Source organism: Planococcus koreensis (assembly GCF_004761975.1).
Lineage (GTDB): Bacteria > Bacillota > Bacilli > Bacillales_A > Planococcaceae > Planococcus > Planococcus koreensis.
The window spans coordinates 34145-56531 of sequence record NZ_RQII01000011.1; the positions used below are offsets into that span (position 1 = coordinate 34145).

The 22387-nt window shown below is 41.4% G+C and carries 21 protein-coding genes; 18 read left to right on the forward strand and 3 right to left on the reverse strand.

Features of this window, described 5'->3' with window-relative positions:
• The first annotated feature begins 4 nt into the window (after positions 1–4).
• From walK to EGV91_RS02120, 12 genes are all read left to right on the forward strand, one after another.
• Complete coding sequence (gene walK, locus EGV91_RS02065; RefSeq protein ID WP_135500521.1) at positions 5–1828, forward strand: cell wall metabolism sensor histidine kinase WalK; 1824 nt, start codon at positions 5–7, stop codon at positions 1826–1828.
• Positions 1825–3162, forward strand: a complete 1338-nt coding sequence (locus EGV91_RS02070) for a YycH family regulatory protein (protein WP_135500522.1) — start codon at positions 1825–1827, stop codon at positions 3160–3162. The genes walK and EGV91_RS02070 overlap by 4 nt, the downstream gene beginning before the upstream one ends.
• Positions 3149–3967 (forward strand): two-component system regulatory protein YycI, encoded by an 819-nt coding sequence (locus EGV91_RS02075; RefSeq protein ID WP_135500523.1) that lies wholly within the window; start codon positions 3149–3151, stop codon positions 3965–3967. The genes EGV91_RS02070 and EGV91_RS02075 overlap by 14 nt, the downstream gene beginning before the upstream one ends.
• A 12-nt stretch (positions 3968–3979) precedes the next feature.
• Positions 3980–4768: an MBL fold metallo-hydrolase gene (locus tag EGV91_RS02080; RefSeq protein ID WP_135500524.1), complete on the forward strand. Its 789-nt coding sequence runs from the start codon at positions 3980–3982 to the stop codon at positions 4766–4768.
• Between the two features lie 468 nt (positions 4769–5236).
• Entirely contained in the window at positions 5237–6454 is a 1218-nt protein-coding gene (locus EGV91_RS02085; protein WP_277751529.1) for a S1C family serine protease, read from the forward strand.
• A gap of 109 nt (positions 6455–6563) precedes the next feature.
• Complete coding sequence (locus EGV91_RS02090) at positions 6564–7067, forward strand: DinB family protein (protein WP_135500526.1); 504 nt, start codon at positions 6564–6566, stop codon at positions 7065–7067.
• A gap of 295 nt (positions 7068–7362) precedes the next feature.
• Entirely contained in the window at positions 7363–7527 is a 165-nt protein-coding gene (locus EGV91_RS02095; protein WP_135500527.1) for a CxxH/CxxC protein, read from the forward strand.
• An 89-nt stretch (positions 7528–7616) separates the two neighbouring features.
• Positions 7617–8096, forward strand: coding sequence for a 23S rRNA (pseudouridine(1915)-N(3))-methyltransferase RlmH (rlmH, locus tag EGV91_RS02100; RefSeq protein WP_135500528.1), 480 nt, complete (start codon positions 7617–7619; stop codon positions 8094–8096).
• A gap of 123 nt (positions 8097–8219) precedes the next feature.
• Positions 8220–9098, forward strand: coding sequence for a hypothetical protein (locus tag EGV91_RS02105; RefSeq protein ID WP_241666089.1), 879 nt, complete (start codon positions 8220–8222; stop codon positions 9096–9098).
• Positions 9099–9373: 275 nt separating this feature from the next.
• Entirely contained in the window at positions 9374–9724 is a 351-nt protein-coding gene (locus EGV91_RS02110; protein ID WP_135500529.1) for a hypothetical protein, read from the forward strand.
• A gap of 43 nt (positions 9725–9767) precedes the next feature.
• Positions 9768–10952 carry a phosphoribosyltransferase-like protein gene (locus EGV91_RS02115; protein ID WP_135500530.1) on the forward strand — a complete coding sequence of 395 codons (1185 nt, stop codon included), beginning with the start codon at positions 9768–9770 and terminating at the stop codon, positions 10950–10952.
• A 519-nt stretch (positions 10953–11471) separates the two neighbouring features.
• Positions 11472–12494 (forward strand): reverse transcriptase family protein, encoded by a 1023-nt coding sequence (locus EGV91_RS02120; RefSeq protein WP_135500531.1) that lies wholly within the window; start codon positions 11472–11474, stop codon positions 12492–12494.
• 266 nt (positions 12495–12760) lie between these two features.
• Here EGV91_RS02120 and EGV91_RS17445 read toward each other — a convergent pair whose 3' ends face one another.
• Both EGV91_RS17445 and EGV91_RS02125 read right to left on the reverse strand, forming a co-directional pair.
• Positions 12761–12982: an SDR family oxidoreductase gene (locus EGV91_RS17445; RefSeq protein WP_338325006.1), complete on the reverse strand. Its 222-nt coding sequence runs from the start codon at positions 12980–12982 to the stop codon at positions 12761–12763.
• Between the two features lie 2 nt (positions 12983–12984).
• Positions 12985–13509, reverse strand: coding sequence for an SDR family NAD(P)-dependent oxidoreductase (locus EGV91_RS02125; RefSeq protein WP_277751528.1), 525 nt, complete (start codon positions 13507–13509; stop codon positions 12985–12987).
• 410 nt (positions 13510–13919) lie between these two features.
• Here EGV91_RS02125 and EGV91_RS02130 point away from each other — a divergent pair, with 410 nt between their 5' ends.
• Complete coding sequence (locus tag EGV91_RS02130) at positions 13920–14933, forward strand: HNH endonuclease (protein ID WP_135500532.1); 1014 nt, start codon at positions 13920–13922, stop codon at positions 14931–14933.
• A gap of 412 nt (positions 14934–15345) precedes the next feature.
• On the opposite strand, the gene EGV91_RS02135 is transcribed toward EGV91_RS02130, so the two are convergent.
• Entirely contained in the window at positions 15346–16620 is a 1275-nt protein-coding gene (locus tag EGV91_RS02135) for a DUF4153 domain-containing protein (RefSeq protein ID WP_221300910.1), read from the reverse strand.
• 465 nt (positions 16621–17085) lie between these two features.
• On the opposite strand from EGV91_RS02135, the gene EGV91_RS02140 reads away from it, so the two are divergent.
• From EGV91_RS02140 to EGV91_RS02160, 5 genes are all read left to right on the forward strand, one after another.
• Positions 17086–17691: a DUF4230 domain-containing protein gene (locus tag EGV91_RS02140; protein WP_135500534.1), complete on the forward strand. Its 606-nt coding sequence runs from the start codon at positions 17086–17088 to the stop codon at positions 17689–17691.
• Positions 17692–18056: 365 nt separating this feature from the next.
• Positions 18057–19346: an ABC transporter substrate-binding protein gene (locus tag EGV91_RS02145; protein ID WP_135500535.1), complete on the forward strand. Its 1290-nt coding sequence runs from the start codon at positions 18057–18059 to the stop codon at positions 19344–19346.
• An 85-nt stretch (positions 19347–19431) separates the two neighbouring features.
• The gene (locus EGV91_RS02150) at positions 19432–20373 is read left to right on the forward strand and encodes a carbohydrate ABC transporter permease (protein WP_135500536.1); all 942 of its coding nucleotides are present in this window, start codon (positions 19432–19434) and stop codon (positions 20371–20373) included.
• A 4-nt stretch (positions 20374–20377) separates the two neighbouring features.
• A complete protein-coding gene (locus EGV91_RS02155; RefSeq protein ID WP_135500537.1) occupies positions 20378–21220 on the forward strand; it encodes a carbohydrate ABC transporter permease in 843 nt (280 codons plus the stop codon).
• 80 nt (positions 21221–21300) lie between these two features.
• Positions 21301–22302 (forward strand): LacI family DNA-binding transcriptional regulator, encoded by a 1002-nt coding sequence (locus tag EGV91_RS02160; RefSeq protein WP_135500538.1) that lies wholly within the window; start codon positions 21301–21303, stop codon positions 22300–22302.
• Positions 22303–22387: the final 85 nt, after the last annotated feature.

The following is a 22387-nucleotide window of genomic DNA, read 5'->3' on the forward strand; positions in this document are numbered from 1 at the left end:
TTGAATGCATAAAGTAAGTTTTTTTAAATCGATTCACGTTAAGTTTGTGCTTATTTATATCCTGCTGATTTTATTGGCGATGCAGATCATCGGCCTTTACTTTGCCCAGCAGCTTGAAGAAACGCTGATCGATAATTTCAAAAGCTCGATCGAGGACCGCATGAACATCGTAGAGTTCAGTGTGCGGGAAGAATTGATCAAAGAGCGGACGGATGAGGACTTGACCGCTGAGCAAAGCTTGCGGTCGGTCCTTAATGGCTTTAAATCGGACGATATCGACGAAATTCGCGTAATTGACTCACGCTACCGGATTTTGGCGTCTTCTGCTGTGGAAAATCAGTCGCTTGTTGGCCAGCGTTCGACAAGCGACGTTGTCATGCAGTCGATTGTCGGCGAAACACCTTATGACCGAAATTACGTCAACGGCCAAGCCGAACGCATTTGGGTCCGCACGCAGCCGATCATGGCTGAAGGCGGCGAAGTGCTCGGCACTTTGTATATGGAAGCGGATATTGAAAATGTCTATAACCAGATGGACGACATCAACTCGATCCTGGCAGGCGGAACAGCGATTGCTCTCGCAGTCACTGCGATTCTCGGTGTGCTGGTCGCGCAGACAATCTCCAAACCGATTTCAGATATGCGGAGGCAGGCGCAGGCAATGGCCAAAGGGAATTTCTCCCGCAAAGTACGCGTCTATGGGGACGATGAAATCGGCCAATTGGCGAAGTCGTTCAATAACCTGACCAACCGGCTGCAGGAATCCCAGCAGTCCACAGAAAGCGAACGGCGCAAATTGGCGTCGGTGCTGTCGAATATGACAGACGGCGTTTTGTCGACCGATCGGCGCGGCCGCGTCATCCTCATCAACGACCCGGCGCTGCGCCTGCTCAATGTTTCACGTGAAACGGTTATCAACCGCCCGATCACATCGGTCCTGAAATTGGATATGGAGTATACGTTCGAGGACTTGATCCACCTGAAAGAAGCGATTACGCTCGATTTCAGCAAATACGACGAAAGCACGCTGCTGCGCACGAGTTTCTCGGTCATCCAAAAAGAGACCGGCTTTGTCAACGGAGTTATCGCCGTGCTGCACGACAATACCGAGCAGGAGAAAATCGATGTCGAGCGGCGCGAATTTGTTGCGAATGTATCGCATGAGCTGCGGACGCCGCTGACGACGATGAGAAGCTACCTCGAGGCGCTGGCAGATGGCGCATGGGAAGATCCGAACTTGGCACCGAATTTCCTGAACGTCACGCAGACAGAGACGGAGCGGATGATCCGCCTGGTCAACGATTTGCTGAAACTGTCCAAGATGGATGCCGCTGAAACGGAACTCAATAAAGAAATGGTTGAATTCGGCCGTTTCTTCAACCGCATCATCGACCGGTTCGAAATGTCGAAATCCCAGAAAGTGCGTTTCGAGCGCTATTTGCCGAAAGAACAATATTTCGTGGAAATCGATCCGGATAAATTGACGCAAGTTATCGATAACATTGTCTCCAATGCCTTGAAATACTCACCGGAAGGCGGGAAAGTGCGCTTTGACATGACCGTTGAAGATGGCTTCTTGCTGATTCGCATCAGTGACCAAGGCATGGGGATTCCGAAAGAAAACGTCGACCGTATTTTCGACCGGTTCTACCGTGTCGACCGTGCCCGTTCGCGTGCAATGGGCGGTACAGGGCTCGGCTTGGCGATTTCCAAAGAAATGATCAATACACATGGCGGTGCCATTTGGGCGGAAAGTGAATTTGGAAAAGGCACATCCATTTTCTTCACGCTGCCATTCGAAGAGGATGACGGAGGTGAGTGGGAATGAAATACGTTGAACAAGTAAAAACGATCTTTTTATTCCTGCTGATTTTCCTCAGCTTGGCGCTGACATTCACAATCTGGACCTTTACGCCGACATTTCCGCAAATTGAAAGCACTCCGGCCACCGAAGTGGCATTAGGTGCGAGTAAGGCGGTTGACGAAGTGGTGCAGCCGACGAAAGTGCTTTACCATTCGGAAGAAGAAGCAAAAGGCACAACGAACCAGGAGCAGATCGATTTGCTGCTGGGTGTCATGAAACTATGGCAAATCCATGATATTACAACGATTTCAGAAGATACGCCGGTCAAGAAATTGACATCTTTCATGCACGGTCCTGACCGCGCGGCGATTTACTTTCCTGGCCCTGTGCCATTCCCAGTCATCGACAGCATTATGAATATTACCGATGACAGCATGCCGGAGGCGTCATTCGACCGCATAGTTGTTGCATGGGGAGAAGCGAGTGAAACGGATTTCATGTTGTATTTCATCAATTCCAAATCCGGCCGTGTCCATCAGGGCAATGTCTCAACAACGGAACTGGAGAACTTGAAGAACCAAGTCGTAGAACCGGCTTTCGCAAATTATTCAACATATATCACCAGCAAAGAAGTCGGTGTGCTGCCGATTTACATTCCGGAAAGTGCGGAAAAGCTGAACACCTATCGCTACCTGCAGGAAGACATTCCGGAGCAGAAGCTGGTTGACGGCTTGTTTGAAAATCCGAGCAGCGTGACAACGACCGGCGATTTGGTGAACCGGGAGTACAGCGATGAATCAGATGCGCTGATGAACTTCGATGAAAGCGCCAAAAGCGTCAATTACGTGCAGCCGCAGGCAGAAACGAACGATCCAGCCATCCCGTCCGAATTGATTTTTAAGACGGCGGATTTTATCAATACCCATAGCGGCTGGACGAATGATTACCGCTATTTCGGCATGGAACCGCTGAATCAGAAAATCGATTACCGCCTGTATCAGGACAATCTTCCGGTCTTCAGCCAGACATTCGAAACCGATCTGGAAGTGGTATGGGGCATAGAAGATGAGACGGAAAAGGTTTTCCGCTACAAACGCCCATATTATGTACTGGAGTCGTTGGGGGCATCGGGTTCGCAGGAATTGCCTTCCGGCGCAGCCGTTTTGCACGCCATCGAGCATATGGACATCGAACCAAAAAATGTTTCGGAAATCGTACAGGGATATACCATGGCCCGTGATGAAAAAGAACCGGAGCGGCTGATCAGCCTGCAGCCAGCCTGGTATTACAAAACGAACGGCATTTGGACGCAGCTGCCGGAAGACGTGTTAGGAGGCGATCAGTTTGGATTGGAATAAAACCAAGTCCATATTCATCATTGTTTTTGCCATACTGAACATCTTCCTGTACTGGCTGTACCTTGACCGCTACAATGAATCGCAGAACGTTGTTTTCCTTGTCGAATCTTCCAATGAAGAAAAGCTGGAAGCCGATAAAATCAGTTATTCCAATCTTCCCGAAGAGGTGGAAAGCCAACCTTATGTGACAGGCAAGATGAAATCTTTTGTGGCATCGGATGTTCCGGGTTCAGGCTCTGCAGGGGACGTATTGAACGATAAATCCTTGGCCGTGAGATTCAATGAACCGATGCCGCTTGGCGAAAAAGTGAGCACAGAAGTGCTGCAGGAATTTGTGGATACAACGGTCTACAAAGGCGACAATTACGTCTTGTGGCGGATTGATGAAAAAGAGCGCCAAGCCATCTTTTTTCAGGAAATCAGCGGCCAGCCGCTTTATTACAGCGATGGCGGCAAGTTGACGGTTTACTGGAACGAAAATGCAGAAGTGGTGAACTACGAACAGACGATTTTTGAAAATGTGGAAGAAAGCGAACAGCAGAAAACCTTGATCCCGGCTATCCAAGCGATCCATACACTTTATCAGAAGCTTTTGCTGCCGACGAATACGGAAATCGATTCAGCTGAAATCGGCTACTCGGAATACGTGACCGTATCGGAAGACACGCAGATGTTCCTGCCCACATGGCGCATCAAAGCGACGCTCGAAGACGGCACCCAGAAAGAGTTTTTTGTGAATGCTGTAAAAGACGGTGTCATCGAGCTGAAGGATAAAGAAGAGGAAGAGGAAGAACCTGCACAATAAGGAGTTTTTATTATGCGTTTTAGTGTATTAGCAAGCGGCTCTAAGGGCAACGCTATTTATATAGAAAGCGGCAATCAATCGTTCTTGGTCGATGCCGGACTGAGCGGACGCAAGCTGGAAGCCTTGTTTGCGTCGATCGGCAAAAGCATGAGCGACCTGGACGGCATCCTGGTGACGCACGAGCACAGCGACCACATCAAAGGCCTCGGCATCGTGGCGCGCAAGCACAAGGTGCCTGTATACGCCAATGCCAAGACGTGGACGGCGATGGATGGGCTTGTCGGTGCGATTCCGGTCGAGCAGCGCTTCCATTTTGACATGGAGACGGTGAAAACTTTCGGCGGGCTCGATATCGAGTCGTTCGGGGTGTCGCATGACGCCGCCGATCCGATGTTCTACGTCTTCCATGAAAATGGCCGCAAGCTATCGCTCATTACGGATACGGGCTATGTCAGCGACCGCATGAAAGGCATCATCCAGGCATCGGATGCGTTCGTCTTCGAAAGCAACCACGACGTCGGCATGCTGCAGATGGGGCGCTACCCGTGGTCAGTCAAACGGCGTATTTTAAGCGACGTGGGCCACGTGTCGAATGAAGATGCGGCAGTAGCGATGAGCGAAGTGATGGCCGAAAAGCCGACTCGGATTTATCTGTCCCACTTAAGTGCGGATAACAATATGAAAGACCTGGCGCGCATGAGCGTCGAGCAGACCTTGCAGACAAAAGGCATCATCGTCGGCGAGTATGTCGATCTCCTGGACACGGATGCCAATATCCCGACCGAGCTGGTTATTGTATAGAGGAACCAAAAGGCTGCACCGAAACCAGGTGCAGCCTTTTTTCTTTTACTATATAAATTGAACTAAGGATACTAACGTTTATAAAACGCTGCGGACGCTTTGGGCATGGCTCTCGCAAGAAGCCGAGAAGAACACTCGTCTCCTTGCTTCGCCTAGCCCTTTGCCGCGCCTCCGCTAAGAGATTTCTCGATATGGAGCAAAACAGCGGAGACGCCTGCGGGATAGCGAGACAGCCGAGACCCCGCAGGGAGCGAAGCGACTGAGGAGGCTTGGCGCTCGCCCGCGGCAAGCGCAGCTGTTTTGCGGAATATCGACGATTAAAAATCATTAGTTCATCTTTTAGAAAAAGAGATGCGAAACAGCAGATTCAAATTACATTGTCGAGGCAGTTGCTGTGGCTTGCCAATGCCGTTTCGGATTCTTAAACTAAGGCTATACAACAGTAAAGAGCAGGAGAGGATGGGTGCAGTGGGATATTACAATCAGCCGCCAGAGAGCCGGCGACGGCCGCGGCGTACGAGTTCGTTTTTAGCAGGGCTTGCCGGAGTTGCGGTCGGGGCATTGCTGGTGTGGTTTTTGTTTCAGTCGGTGCCGCAATTGATGCCGGGCGCAGGCAATAATAACGCAGGGAATGGCGCAGGCAACGGTGCGGGAGCCGGCCAGCAGGAGCGGCAGTCCGAATCGGTTTCTGTGGATGTGACGACCGATGTGACGGAAGCGGTGGATAGTGTGGCGGATGCGGTTGTCGGAGTGACGAACCTGCAGGAAACTTCGGATTTTTGGTCGCAGACCGAGGAGCAGGAAGCCGGGACAGGATCGGGCGTCATTTACAAAAATGACAATGGACGTGCGTTTGTGGTGACTAACAATCATGTTATTGACGGTGCCAATAGCATCGAGGTGACGCTCGCAGACGGCACGAAAGTAGCAGCGACGCTTGTCGGCACGGACGTTTGGACAGATCTCGCCGTCATTGAAATGGACGGAGCAGCTGTCCAGGATGTAGCGGAATTCGGCGACTCGGATGCGTTGAAGCGCGGCGAACCGGTGATTGCGATCGGCAATCCGCTGGGCCTTGATTTTTCCGGGTCGGTGACGACGGGCGTCGTGTCCGGCAAGGACCGGGCCATTCCTGTCGATTTGGATGGAGACGGTACGGAAGACTGGCAGGCGGAAGTGCTGCAAACGGACGCAGCGATCAATCCAGGCAATAGCGGAGGCGCGCTGGTCAACCTCAGCGGGCAGCTGATTGGCATCAACTCGATGAAAATCGCCACATCGAATGTCGAAGGGATCGGTTTTGCGATTCCGATCAATTCAGCAATCCCAGTCATTGAGTCGATTGAAGAAAACGGCGAAATGATCCGCCCGGCAATGGGCGTCACCTTGATTGATCTGGCGCAGGTGCCGCAAGCACAGCGTGAAGAGACACTGAGCCTCCCTGCAGACGTCAAGGAAGGTGTTGTCGTCAATTCGGTGCTGGATGATTCCGCAGCCGCTAAAGCGGGCATGCAGCAGTTTGACGTCATCATCGAGTTGGATGGCGAAGCTGTGGGCGATTTGATTGAGCTTCGCAAGCATTTGTACAATACGAAAGAAATTGGCGACACGATGGCCGTCAAAGCTTACCGCAATGGCGAATTGATGGACTTTGAACTGGAGCTTGTCGACAATTCCGCGTTATAGCATTTGAAAAAGATCCGGGAGCCCTCACTTCCGGATCTTTTTTATGGGCAGGAAATGGCGAAGCAGTGGCGAATAAAAGAAAAGACAGTAAATGACCTGGAGGGATTCGATGTTTAGAACCTTGGAAGATTTTTTCAAAGAATGGAAAGCCGAAGAGCAAGCGACGCAGAAAGTGCTGGATGCGCTGACAGATGAATCATTGAGCCAGCCGGTTGCGGACGGCTACCGCACGCTCGGCCGTTTGGCTTGGCATATCGCAACGGCACTCGATGAAATGGTTGGCCATACAGGCTTGCAGTTCTCGGCGGCTCGATTCGGCAATCCGGTGCCGGACACGGCGCAGGAAATTGCGGAAGCATACCGTTTTTCCAACCAGTCGATGGTGAGGGCGATGCGGGACAATTGGACAGATCAGACTCTGGCGGAAGAACACAATATGTACGGTGAAATGTGGAGTGTCGCAACCATTTTGAAAGTGCTGATGACGCACCAGATCCATCACCGTGGACAAATGACGGTGCTGATGCGCCAGGCAGGTTTAAAAGTTCCAGGGGTCTACGGACCGGCAAAAGAAGAATGGGCAGCAATCGGAGCAGAGCCTCCGGAAGTATGAAAATTAAGTCCCCGATGCGAAGCCTCGCATCGGGGACTTTTTCGTTCTCTTTTCCTCTTTATTGTTATTGTAAGTTTTGTAAACAATCCAGTTGGTTTTGACCCCTAATGTTCGTGAAAGCAAAAAAACGTTATGTGGATAACTTATTTCTATCATCGAAGGAAATAACTATCCACAGGCTTTTGAAGCTTTGCTATTCCCGGGCTTTCACTTCTGTTAAAATAGGGTGTGGATAAACGTGAACGAAATGTGTATAACTATGTAGAATATTCGGAAATCGAAAGGATTTGATAAAATGAAGATTTTTTGCTGTAAAACCCATGTGGAGCATGCGTTAGACGTGTTTGTTGCCAAGACAGAAAGTTATCCGATTCTTACAGAATTGCCAGACGAAGAAAAGTTATCCACAAAGTGCGAATACTGTGAAGAGCCCGCGATGTATCTTGTGGCAAATGCTTGAAGGAACACAATATGTAGAAACGCCTGTGGATATGTGTATAACATCTGGGGGTAACTTGTTTGTAAATTTTAAGTAAAGGGGGATAAGTTGTGAATATCTCAATTATCAGCGTCGGCAAGCTGAAAGAGAAATACCTGAAAGCCGGCATTGAAGAATACACGAAACGGTTGGGAAGCTACACAAAGATCAATGAAATCGAAGTAGCGGACGAAAAAGCGCCCGAGCAATTGAGCGACGCCGATATGGAGATTGTAAAGAGGAAGGAAGCCGACCGGATCCTGGCGAAAATTTCTCCGGACGCCTACGTCATCGCGCTTGCGATCGACGGCAAGATGAAAACGTCCGAAGCGCTGGCCAAAGACATCGAATCGCTCATGACATACGGCCGCAGCAAAATTGTCTTCGTCATCGGCGGCTCTCTTGGCCTCCATGATGACGTATTGAAACGTGCCGATGAGAAATTGTCGTTCTCTAAAATGACGTTTCCGCACCAATTGATGAGACTGATCTTGGTGGAGCAGGTTTATCGGGCTTTCCGGATAATGAAAAATGAGCCTTATCATAAGTAAGTGAGGTTTTCTGTATAATATGTATTGTTTATCAAACACACAAAATTTTTATAATCATGCAGAGGTTTAATAAGTTTAGTAAATCTTTTTAAATATAATTGAATAAAAATGGAGGAATACTACTTGTATAGTAGAGACCATATAGATTTTTTAGAAAAAATAGATGCTTTACAATTAATCGAGAAAATTAGTAAATTTAGAAGTTTGAATATAGCATTAATGACCCCATCTGCAATTAGAGATGCCATTTATGATGTTTTAACATATGAAGGAAAATTTATTTATTTTACTAATTTAAATAGCTATAAAAAAGGTACTTTGTTTTATCGTGCTAGAATATTGGATTCCTCTTTACTACCGAATGAAAATTTATTGTATGAATCTCATTTTTGGAATGCGCCACCAGAGTATATAAAGACTTATGGCAGGCTAAATAAACCAAGTGAGTCTTTATTGTATACTACACCTATGATTCCTGAAATTACCTTAATGGAAACAAAGATTCCAGATAATTCAAACTATGCTTTGATGGTATATGAAGCTATGGATGACATTAAAGTCAATTTAATTGGTCAAAAGTATGATTATGAAATGGTAGGTATTTTTAATGAAAAAGTTAAATTGATTAATAATATCTATAATGATTTTTTGAAAGATGAATTCAGCAGAGATATTGGAGTGGGTACAGAGTACTTGTATATGGTCTCTGAATTAATTACTAAAGACTTTTTCGATTTACCACCAAGGGATGTGCAAGACGCCTGGGCTTACCCGTCATTAAAGGATAAAGAGAAATATAATGTATGTTTTAGACCAGACATTGCAAAACAGGTATTGAAATTAAAAGGAACTATGATTTGTGAAAAGCTACCGCAATCTTATGAAATCAATGTGAAATTTATCCAATCAGGTTTTGATAAGTTAGGTAAAGCTAAGTTCTATAAATTAGGTAGTAAAGAACAATTAAAAGTTTTTCCGGAAATTAAAATTCATAATAAGTAATTTATAATTGCATCTAGATATTGAATACAATCGCTACTTACCAGCAGTTCCCAAATCGTCCCTGTGTACGAAACAATTATGGCTATTTGTTAACTCATATAAACATGAAAAAGGAATCCGCTCCATTTTTGGTTTTAGCGGATTCCTCATGCAGGTTTGCTGTATATTTGGAATTGTGTTCAACACAGGGGCGCGATTTTTAAAAAACAGAACTAGTCAATACATGAACGAGCCATGTAGACGGAGTTTTGAGCCACTCATTCCTTTCAAGCAGCATGTTGATTTTTGAAGAGCTCGGCCGGTTTTCTTCTTTGCTGTATATTTCAAATTGTGTTCAACACAGGGGAGCGATTTTACAAAGGGAAACTATTCAGCAAACAGAAGGGTTGTTTAGTATTACTTCGGGGAGAAAGTCTTTAACTTACACATTAAGTGAAGAACTTATTGATGAAAGCGATGTAAAAGGAACAATAGTGAGAATGAAAATTAATTTAAGTAATTTAAGATATGTAAATTCCCAAGAAATATTACAAGAAGCTGAAGTAGAAGCCCAAGAGAAAGGTCTTGTTCAAATAGCTTCAACTGCTTCAAAAACACTTAAAAGTAAAACTAGAAAATCCCTCTAGTTTTATTACGGAGATCCTTATCAGTAGAAAGTGTGGCTAAACAGTGATTGATAAACTATCAATATTAAAATTCTGGGAAACACTAAACAAAAAGTTGAAAAATTTTTTAAGAAAAAAGAATATCATAAGTAAAACGATCAATCTAAATAAACTTGTATCAAACTGGGATTTATATCCTGATAAACAGAAAGAAAAAATAGAAATTTTAAAAAATTGGAAGAGTCAACTTAATAAAGATGAATATAATGTTATATTAGAAATTTGTAAAAAATTTAACTATTATTCAGAAAGGTTAACCTCTGAAGTCTATAAAAATATCTACATAGAAAAATCACTTTCTATTAAAGATTTTGAAGATTTTACGACACATTCTTTATTTTTACCGTTAAGAAAAAAAGAGAGAATAGAATCTGCAGTAAGTATGTTTTCTAGTTTTATATACACAAACAAAATAGATGTTAACCGCACTCATGTAAATGGCCCAGCAGACTATTTGAAAAAATTTAAATCAAGTACAGAATATTATGTGAATTTTATTGAGAATTACGATAAAGAAGATAAAGAACTGAGGAATACTATTGAAGTTTTAAAGTTGGAATTAAATAATTATCCTAAAGGACAAAAAATATATTCTAAAGTGAAAAAACGTATTGGGAAATTACAAAAAAGACAAAATAAGAAAGAACTTTTTGCCCAAAAATTGTTAGAAGATTTTCATAGAAATTATCTTTCAATAAAAAATTTAATTCTTATTGATGATTTTATTGGAACAGGTGAGTCTGTAATTAAAGTATTAAAAGAAATAAATAAAATTTTAAGCGGTAGTTCTATTAATATTAATTTATTTTTATGGGTCATTGAAGCTAACGAATCGGGAATAAACTCGATTAAAGATAAAGCAAAAGAATTAGAGATTGAAATCGATATAAGCGCTTATAAGTCATCGATAGATGTATTAGAAGAAGACATAATTTTTCCTTCGGATGATATAAATAACGTAAAAGAAATTATTAAAGATATAAATAAACGTAATAAATTAAAACAAAGTACATATTGTAAAAATCATGCAATTGCTTCTTATGTAAATGCACCCAATAATAATTTAACTTTGCTTTCAGAGGAAAGTGCGACTTGGTCAGCTCTATTTCTCAGAGATAAAAGAAATGAAATTAAAAGAAATGTGAGCAGTTCAGAACTAAAAGACACCCTTCAATTTTTAAGACAGTGAGAAAGAAGGTAATTAAACTGAGATTCTCTCCTTTAAAAAGAAATATTGCACTATTAATTATAAGAGATCAGGAAATGGCCGTAGTTATAGATATGATTAAGGAATATTTAAATATGACAACTGAACAAGTATTATACGTAATTGATTATCTTATTAAATCAAATTGGGTTGAATTTGAAGATGGGAAATTAATTATTACAGCTGATGGAGGAAGTATATTGAAGTCTTCGAAACTTAACACGTTTTCTCTTGAAAACATAAATGAATTCAGGTACACAGTAAAGGACAGATTTTTAGAGACTTATATACCAAAAAAATTCTAGAGGAGGTATAATGTTTAATAGTGACTAGACTTTTAGCAAGTGCTAATCGAAGTAAGTATGTACTTAATTCTTACTTCAAAACCCTAATGATAATTCTGCAAAAAGACGCAGAATCATCATCACCTTTAAATTAAGAATTAAAACACTAAAAGCTTCTTAATTTAAAGGTGAAGTAGTCACTAAACATATTTAAAATATGATAAAACAAATTTTACATAACATTATATCAAGTAATTTATCGAAGGAAGACAAAGAAATTCTCACACAATACGCTGAGAACTTATATTTAAAAAATTTTCCAATTATCTTTGACGTTAATCAATTTTTTCTGCTTTTTGAGTTGACAGATAATGATTTAGAAAAATTTATAATAGATAATACTAATCATTATCATATCAATAAACGCAATGGAGAATTAAGGGAAGTTTGGCAACCCAATCATAAGGTCAAAATAATTCAAAAATGGATACTCAAAAACATCTTAAATAAAATTGAAGTATCCCCTTATGCCCATGGCTTTATAAAGAATAAATCTATTCTAACAAATGCAGAAGTACATTTATATCAAGAACCTTTTTGGATATTTTCCACAGATATCAAAGATTTTTTCCCTTCTATTAGTTATAATGACGTTAAGAAAATATTTATGGAAATTGGGTATTCAGATAAAGTGAGTGAAGCATTTAGTCTATTGACGACAGTAGATGGAAAGCTAATACAAGGATTTCCAACTAGTCCAATGTTATCTAATATTTTCTTACGTGATATTGATGAAGAGTTTCAAAAAATAGCCGTTCGATACAATATTCGATATTCAAGGTATGCAGATGATATTACTTTTTCAGGGATTCAAAAAAAAGGATATCTGACATTAGTGAAAAATATAAAAAGAATAGTTTCTTTTATATTAGAAAAGCATGACCTTGCTATTAATAATGAAAAAACTAGATTAATGAAAGATAAACATACAAAAATCGTTACAGGTTTAATTGTTACATCCAAAGGTGTCAAAATACCTCAAAGGTTCATTCGAAAACTAAGTAAAGAAATTTATTATTGTCAAAAATTTGGCGTAAACGACCATTTGAAATACCAAGGAATTATTACTATTGCTAATTATAAAGGGTATTTAATTGGATTAGCGAGATTTATTTACATGGTTGATAAAATTCAAGGTGCAAAATTTATTAAGGAAATTTATGATTTAGATTGGGATTAATTAATAACTTTAAATGATAAATGGTAATTATAATAAATAATATAACGTCCTTCAGATATAGTACGAAGAGCCTTATCGTAAATAAACGTAACACTACTAAGGGACTCTATTGGGTCCCTTTTATATTTATTAGCTGAAATAGAGCTTAGTGACCAAATATTTAGCTGCTGTTCGAGCTCTTTCCTAAAGTAAAGGCCAATCATAGTAGCATAAAAAAAGGGGCAGAGACTTTGTCTTAAAACAAAGTCCCTGTCCCCTAAATCTGCTTATTTTAATGAGTAGCCGCCATCTATGACTATTTCTGCACCGTTTATATAGGATGCTTTGTCTGAAGCTAAGAACAGCACGACTTCTGCGATCTCGCTTGTTTTCCCGTAGCTTCCTCTAGGGTGACCCTGTGATTGTTTTTCATAATTCTCTTTTCCGCCATATGCAGTAATGGCCAGGTCGGTTTCTGTAGGGCCGGGGGATATGCAATTGACTCGGATTCCTAGTTAGCAAAGCGAAGGGCCGTGCTTTGCGTCATTGCGACAATTGCTGCTTTTGTTCCGCTATAAGCCGGCAGCATAGAATTGACCTTATGGTTTCCAAGGATGGCCGCATTATTAATAATGACACCTTTTTTTTGTTTATTCATTACAGCTAAAGAATATTTCATGTAGAGGAAGATCGCCGTTTGATTGACGGCAATCAACTGATTCCAGTCATCCAGCTTTACTCGAGATAATGGTCCCATTCCTGTAGACAGAATACCGGCATTATTGAATAGAATGTCAACAGTATGCCCATCATTTTCAAGTGCTTTAAAAAAGCTTTCGATTTCTTCCGCGTTTTCGTTATAGACTTGGTAAAAATGAGCCTTTCCGTTGCATTCACTTTCTACCTGCGAGCCTTTGTTGCGATCTCTTCCAGTAAAATGGACAGTAGCCCCTTCTTTACAAAAGAAACGAGCCACTTCCTTGCCAATTCCATCCGTTCCACCATTAACAATGACTACTTTGTTTTCGAACATCATGAGATCTCCTCCGAACGTCATAGTAAAGTCATAGAGCATGTAATCAGTATATAACATTTGTATAACCATAGGAAATCTAGGTACTCACCACTTATGGGAACGTATACGTTATCTTAGCAGTATGTTCGTAGATAGCTATATTCTACATACACACTGCCTTTTAGCTAAGGTTAATGTTTTACTCTATTCCAACGCTACAGTGAACCTTGTCATAAGTGAGTGAGGTTTTTGTATAGGGTTATTTAAGTAAATGATTAGTTGAAAAACTTTTATAACAAATATACTTTGATATTAGAGACAGCAGAGTTTAATTTTCTGCTGTCTTTTTAACATTTAAAATTTCATAATACTATGTATACGCCAATGAATTGATATAAAAATATACATATTGAATGTAAGGAGATTATTTAATGGCCAATCCAATAACAATTGTGAAAAATGATGAATTTTTATTTGCAGCAACAAATATTCAAGAAGCAGCAAGATTCTTAGAAGAGCATCTTAATACAAGGAAATCTAAATTTTATGATCCGATTGAAAGGGGATATGTATATAAAATTCCCTTCTATTTTGAGAAGGATACATATCGATTTGTTGCCTCCGAAGAAATCGCAACAAATCGTCGTAAAGAACTAGAAGAAAAAGGTCACAAAAATGCGCGTCGTGTTTGGTTAATACCGGCTAATCCATCTGAATATGATTTAGAAAGAGCATTTAGCCGCTACGATACATTGGATTGGAAACGTTCATTTAAATATGAGAATGGAGACATCTTATTAATATACGTCTCTGGAAATGTGCAAAAAGTCCGCTATAAAGTTGAAGTAATAGAAGGATTAATTAAGACAAAAGACGTTTTTCATAATAAAATATTTTGGAATAATGAAGAAAAGTTTAAGAAATCGAAAGAAAAGGATTGGACCCGTATTCGACTTGTAGATGAAGTTAATACAACGAAATTATCTCTAGAACAATTACGTCAACATGGTTTAAAAGGAAACATTCAAGGGTCAATGAAGCTTATTGGAGAATTATTGGATTATATTATGCCGTTTTTTAAAAATGATTTAACTGAAGGGTATTATCCGGATGAAGTCTCTGATACTTTAGAAGAAGGAAAGCGGAAATCTGTAATGGTGAATATTTACGAGCGTAATCCTATCGCTCGCAAACAATGTATTGATCATTACGGAGTCCTCTGTCAAGTTTGTGATTTAGATTTTGAAAGTGTATATGGCATAGTAGGTAAAGATTTTATACATGTACATCACATTAAGCCACTTCATGAAATCCAGCATGATTATACTGTAAATCCAAGACAAGATTTAATTCCAGTATGTCCAAACTGCCACGCTATGCTTCATCGAAAAGAAAATGGAATGTTTTTATCAGTAGCGCAATTAAGAGAACGTGTTTTGAAATGAGAAAGCGTGTCTCCATATCCATGGAAACATGGTAGTGCTCGAAAAATTGGCAAAAGAAGAAATATTGAATGTTGATTTATATTAAGTTATGATTATTGTGAACTTGCGGTGTCCTTGTTCGGCTTAAAATCGAATTAAGCAAGGACATATTAGTTCTGTGAAGAGCTAGTAGACTTATTTAGTAACGCAATCTCGCAAAAGAGCTTAGTCATCTGACTGAGCTCTTTTTGTTTAAAGTAGAATAAATTGAATAAAACCTCATTTAGAACTAATACGGTGAGCCTTATCATAAATCTGGTTTTATAAAAAACAAGCCAAGAACACCAAGCTAGAGAGAAAACTTGCTTGGTATTCTTGGCTTTTATTGATTCACGATGAAAAAAATCCTATTGCACAAACAAAGCTTTTCTAATTAAAAAATTAGCGGAAAAGTAAAGATAACGATAGCCGCCCAAATTCCGTAGACCGGCAAATATTTCGTAACGGCATCTTGGATGGTGGAAGGGCCGGTTTTGTTTCGCAGAAAACGCAGATAGGAAAGCATGATCCAGATTAAATTGGCCCAAATCACGATGTTTACGCCTAAAACCGCAATCCGGTTGGGCGTAATGCCATAAGAAGTCAGCCTGAACATGATGGCGGATAAAGCGACACTGTCGATGATAAGCGCCAGACCAATCAAGGAAAAATTTACATAATCAGAGATGTTCTTTTTCTCATCTGAGCCGCTTTCGGTAATGGAAAAGATGGTGACGGCCAGCACGCCAAGAAGGATGCCATTGAAGATTAGCAGGAAATCACGGTCCAAGAATGGATTTTTCCCCAGCCAAATAATTGCGATAAGATAAGCTATTAATGTTACCAGGACGAGCGGGCTGAAAATCTTCGCTATATACGGGGCAACATTTTTAGCGAGTTTCAGGTTCCGTGAAACCACGTATGCTGTCACGACAGCGAGGGCAGCAGCTCCAAATAAAACGATATTGCTGAAATAGAAGTCTTCGATATTTAATCCGATAAAGCTGAACAGCTGCATCGTAACTGCCGCCAGTAGCATGCCGCTGATCGCCAAACTGGCGTAGAGCATAGCGAAATTCAAATTGAATTTGAGATACGCTAACCGGGTGCTGTCATTGCCGAATTTATTCCCTGCGAATGCAAGGCCAACCAATAACCATAGGAATACGGGAAGGTGCAAGTAGGCAAGAATGATGCTGTCTGTATATTCCAAGGGCAGCAGATTGAGGTAAACTCCCGAGATTAAGAACAGCAGCACAAGAAAGTACAGGACGCTTTTTTTCGGTGGATTTTTATAGACAAAATAGGCGGCAATAAAGGGAAGCACGCCGAAAGCAAGGTTAATGGGGGCGATTGTCTGCAGTTCGACAAAATGGAAGATGATCCGGGTGCTGATGCCGGCCAGAATGGCCAACATGCCCATGAATAAGAATTCCTTTTGAAGAAAGAAATCTTTTTCGGTAGTTGCCGCTTCCTTGAAATGCAAGCGCTCATGCCAAACGGCAAGAACCGGTGAATCAGGATTTTGTTCGAAAGCCTCTGCAAAATCTTTTTTAAAGTCTTTTGGATCTTCCCGGAACAATCTTTCCAGCCCGGTGGGATCTGCGATATTCTCAATGACCTTATTGTTATTCTCCACAATTTTACCTCCTCTTTTAATAGTTATCATTCAATGATTGGCGTTTTATGAAAGTAGTTCATATCGGTAGCGCCGATTTGATTTTAACAGATTATTTATTGATTAACAATAAATAAGTATTTATTATCATTGTATTTTTATTGTTAATTGGTTTGCATAAAGGGGATATGAGAGGGAGTGGTGAGATTATCATATTGCTGTTGAATACAAGTGAAGTTAAAGTCGAATTCATTTAAAATGAACTTCCCATATAAATATTTCATCCTAAACTCTATAATAAATAAATGAGAATATAAGTTAATTTTTTCAATTTATTGGGTATTAGATGTGTATAATAATAAAAGATATAGATGGAATACTAAAAAAGAAATCAAAGATATTTAGCAAGCGATTAATAAGCGGACTTTTCCAAGCATGATTTAGGTTTCGAGTGTAAAAAGTGTACGAGAGAATCTTAGAATAATTAAAAACGAGAAGTATAAGAGGAGAAGTTAAATGATGAAAAGAATGATAATAAGTATGTTAGCTTTTGTAATGATCATTGTTGTAATTGGTGTATCTTTGGTTGTATTTTTTAAACCATTTGGAATCTCTAATAATGAAAGTTCTGATGTATCTTTAGTAAAAGATAGAGTAGTAGAGTTGTCGGAGTGGACAACATTAAAATATGAGTACAGCAATGTGATAATAAGTCAGACAGATAAGAGTCTTGCTCTGCCTGGTATATCAGATATTAAATTTGCAGAGGCAATAAAGCTAATCGAGTATTCGGGTTACTTAAAAGCAGGATCAGATTTATCAAAATTAGAAGTATCACACGATAATGAAAAAGAGCAATTATCTATTAGAGTCCCAAAAGCTCAAATACTCGATAATGTTGCACAGACTGAAACAGCGGTTGTCAAAGATATTAAAGGTGAATTATTTTCAGATTATCCTACTCAAAAAGTTTTTGACGATATAAATACTAATAAAAAACAACTTGCAGAAGAAAAAATTGACCAAGGTTTTTTGGACGAAGCAGACAAAAGAACAAAGGAATTATTAACTTCTCTTATAAGTTCTATGGGGTATAATGATATTGAAATCGAGTTTTACTAAAATAATAACGAAAAAACAGAAAGGGGCTGCAATATGCTTCTTCTTTTTTATGCCAGCTTCGATGCTCCTATCTATTTTCCAAAAAAATTTTATCCCCTTAAAAAACTCCCAACAGCGCCACATATACGTTTTATCAGAAATTACCGACAATTAACGAAACCGGTTTACATATTTTTTGAAATATTAGATTGATTTATATAAAAATACCGTTTATATTGTAAATGTAAGCGGTTTAACTCTATTTTTTTTACAAATTAACGAAACCGGTTTCGTTAATTATCGAAAGAAATAGACTTTCTGTACTCGGAATCGGAATTATCGTTTTTTTGTAAGACAAGACAATTTAAAAAATAGGGGGAAACACATTGAAAAACACGAAAAAATGGCCTGTACTTGGAGCTGCATTCGCTTTATCTCTAGCACTTGGAGCATGCAACTCAGAAGAAGAGGCAAGCGGATCTGGCGATGGCAATGAAGAAGTAACATTGGATTTCTGGTCTTTCGGCGCCACTAATTACGAAGAGCTGGCAAAAGCATATGAAGCGGAAAACCCGAATGTCACGATCAAGGTGAAGGCGTCGGAAACGGCAGAACACCATGACTCATTGTTCACATCTTTATCTGCCGGCAGCGGTGCACCTGATATCGCGATGCTGGAAGTCGATCAATTCGACCGTTTCAAAGAAGCACAAGGCAGTTTTGAAAACTTATATGATCTGGGCGCTGAAGATGTCCAAGATGAATACTTAGAGTGGAAATGGAATTCAGGCGAAAACCAGGAAGGTGATTTCCTATTCGGCTTGCCGACGGATATCGGACCAAAAGCATTGTACTACCGTGCTGACGTATTTGAAGAAGCCGGATTGCCTACGGATCCTGCAGAAGTGGAAGCGTTGATCAATTCTCCGGAAGCGTTTAAAGCAGCTGGCGAAAAAGTCTTGGCGGAAACAGGGAAACCGTTTGTTGACAGCATTGAAATGGCGTTTAGAGCATATTTGGATGCTTCAGAACAAACGTATTTAAATCCTGAAGGTGAGTTATTGATTGCTGAAGGAGATAACGACGTGAAGAAAGCGTACGACTACGCTGTTGAATTGAACGAAGCAGGCGTCGTCGGGAAATTTGAAATGTGGTCGCCTGAATGGGCGAACGCTGTGAACGACGGTGAATTTGCAGTCGAGCTTGGCGCAGGCTGGCTGAAAGGCTGGATGGAAGGGAACGCACCGGATGCTGTAGGCAAATGGAAAGTTGCTACACTTCCTACTGAGTTCGCAGCAAACTGGGGCGGATCGTACCTGGCAGTTCCAAATGAAACAGAAAATGCACAAGCAGCCTATGATTTTGCTGAATGGTTAGTTTCTGCTGAAAACCAATTGGAATCGTTCCAAAGCAAAGGCTTGTTCCCATCAGCCCCAGCGGTTTACGAAATGGATGAATTCAAAGCCAACGAAGATGAATTCTTTGGCGGCCAAGTAACATCTTCTGTCTTCGCTGAAGCAGCGCAAGATATCGATACAGCTGTTTACAAAGGCGTTAAATACTTCCCTGTAAACAATGAAATATTGAATGCATTGAAAAACGTACAAAATGGCGCAGATCCTGAAAAAGAATGGGATGCAGCCGTTAAACGTGCGCAAGACTTAGTAGACCGTTAAAGCTTGGCTTAAACAGACATTTTCAATGGATATGGTGACCTGACGGAAGCCATATCCTTATTTTATGTAGAAACGGGGAGTGAAAATGGACTCTGCTTACCAAAAAGAAAAAAAAGTGAAGAAAAGAAGATTGTCTGAAAAGAAGAAGGATATGGTTTCTGCCTATTTGTACATAGCACCTTTCTTTGTGATTTTCGCAGTGATCGGTCTTTATCCGGCAGTTTTCAGTTTCTATCTGGCTTTCCAAAGCTGGAATGGCTTAGGTGATATGAGCTTTGTTGGCTTGAATAACTTTCGAATCGTACTCGAAGATCCTCTTTTTTGGAAGTCCCTCTATAATACGATCATTATCGGTTTAATGGGGACAGCCCCACAAATCGTGATCGGCATCATTTTAGCTATTCTACTCAATGCTGCATTTCTCCGTTTCAGAAGCTTTTTCAGAGTTACGATCTTTATGCCATACATTACGTCGATGGTTGCCGTCGCCTTGATTTTCAGCGTATTGTTCAGCGACCATGAGTCTTCATTAGCCAATTACGTGCTCGGACTGTTTGGTATGGATCCGGTCAGCTGGGGATCTTCCGAATGGGGCACGAAAATCGCCATCTCGATCATGGTGTTCTGGAGATGGGTCGGCTACAACACAATCATTTACCTGGCCGGCATCCAGAGCATTCCGAAAGATGTCTATGAAGCTGCCACAATAGACGGCGCAAGCAAATTTCAGCAGGCGATCCACATTACGCTGCCTTTGCTGAAACCGTTCATTATTTTAACGGTGTTCTTCTCAACCGTCGGCGCCCTGCAATTATTTTCGGAACCGACCGTGTTTTTAGGCGCATCAGCCTTCACGCGGGACGAAGCGATGACTGTTGTTATGTATCTGTACCGTGATGCGTTCAGGCTACAATCGTTCGGGACTGCTTCAGCAACCGCCATCATTTTGCTGGTGATTATTGTGATTTTTGCGTCAATTAATACGTATTTAACATCTGGAATTGGTAAAAAGAAGAGAAGGGAGTAAAATAATGCATAAACCAACTAAAAAAAGAAAATTATCTGCGGGTACATTAGTTGCTTATCTATTTTTGTCGCTTGCTTCCATCCTTTCTCTTTTCCCGTTTTACTGGATGTTCGTAATGGCTACTCAAACAAGTTCAGCTTATAATTCCATCCCGCCTACGATTACACCGGGCAATATGATGGTCGAAAACTTTCAGAAGGTTTTGTCCCAGATTGATTTCTTTGGGGCATTATGGACCTCTTTCGTTTTGTGTTCGGTTGTCACACTTGTCGTTTTGTTTATCAGTTCATTGGCAGGATTCGCTTTTGCGAAATTCAATTTCCCTGCCAAAAACGTGCTGTTCGTCACCATTTTGTTGACGATGATCATTCCGCCTCAACTCGGGTTGATTCCGCAGTATTTTCTGATTGCCAATGCTGGATTGCTCGATACCTTACCAGGGGTTATGATCCTCTTCTTCTTGAATCCGCTCGGGATCTTCCTGATGCGGCAATATGTCAACGACTCGGTGCCCGATGAGCTGATCGAAGCCGCAAAATTGGATGGCTGTTCGAACTTCAGAATTTATAGAAGCATCGTGCTGCCGATCATTTTGCCTGCTTTTGCAACACTCGGCATCATTGTTTTTACAGCGGTTTGGGGCGAGTTCTTGTGGCAGTTCACGGTCTTAAGAGATCCGGAAAACTACACTATCCAAGTGGCGTTAGCCTCTTTGAGCAATACGTTCAATGTCGACTTCGGCATGATCTTGTCCGGCGTATTCTGGGCAACGGTGCCATTGATCATCATCTTCTTATTGTTCAACCGTTTATTTATCTCCAGCATTACCGAAGGTTCGGTAAAATAATCGTATATTTCGTTGCCGTGCCTGCAGTGTGGGCAGGGCAAACATAGCAGTCCTCACTGGGGCAATAAAAGGAGTACACCATGAGCCTAACAATAAAAGATATCGCAAAAATGGCCGGTGTATCGCCGGCAACTGTATCCAAAACCATCAATAATTACCACGGCATCAGTGAAAGCACTAAGAAGAAAATAACCGATATCATCAACGAAACAGGCTACCAGCCAAACTTTTCAGCTAAATCATTGGCCACGAAAAAATCCAATTTGATCGGGTTGATTTACGCCGGAAAAATAAACGTTGAATTTACACATCCATTTTTCGTTGAAGTCGTCACGGCGTTCAAAAAAAATATGGGGCTCTTAGGCTACGACATCCTGATGTTTTCAAATGAAAACCTGTCGCAGGATAACGGCAGTTACTTGGCCCGCTGCAAGCATTTCCACGTGGATGGCTGCGTCATTATCACAGGGGAAGAAATCGAAGACTCGATCTATGATTTGGTTAATAGCGAAATTCCGTGCATGGGCATCGATTTGGTATTGGACGGGCCGCATTCGAGTTATGTCATGACCGACAACATCGCGCTGTCCGGCAAAGTCATTCAGCATCTCTACCTGAATTCCATGCGCAGCATCGGCTTTATAGGCGGACAGCAAGATTCTGAAGTGACTAAGTTGAGAGAACGCGGCTATTTGCAGGCCATGAACCAATTTGGGCTTGAAGTAAGAGAAGAATGGGTCAAATACGGCGATTATTACGAAGACAGCGGATACGCCGCGATGAAAGAGATCCTGGAAGCGCCGATGCGCCCGGAAGCGATTTTTGCAGCGTCAGACATGATGGCGTTCGGTGCGTTGCGGGCGATCAAGGAAGCCGGACTCAATGTACCGGAAGACATTCGCCTGGTCGGCTGTGACGACATCGACGCCTGCCGCTACAGCTCACCGATGCTGTCGACGGTCAAGCAGGACAAGGAACGTTTAGGGAAAATGGCAGCGTATATGCTGAATGATCTAATCAATGGCAAGTCGGAACTGAAGCCAGTGTTCATCGATTCAGAGCTGATTGTCAGAGAATCCTGAGCGAGTTTGATTGATGAAATGAATCTTTATAATCGATACTACGCAAAACTGCCTCGCTTGCCGCGGGCAAGAGTTGACCGAAGCC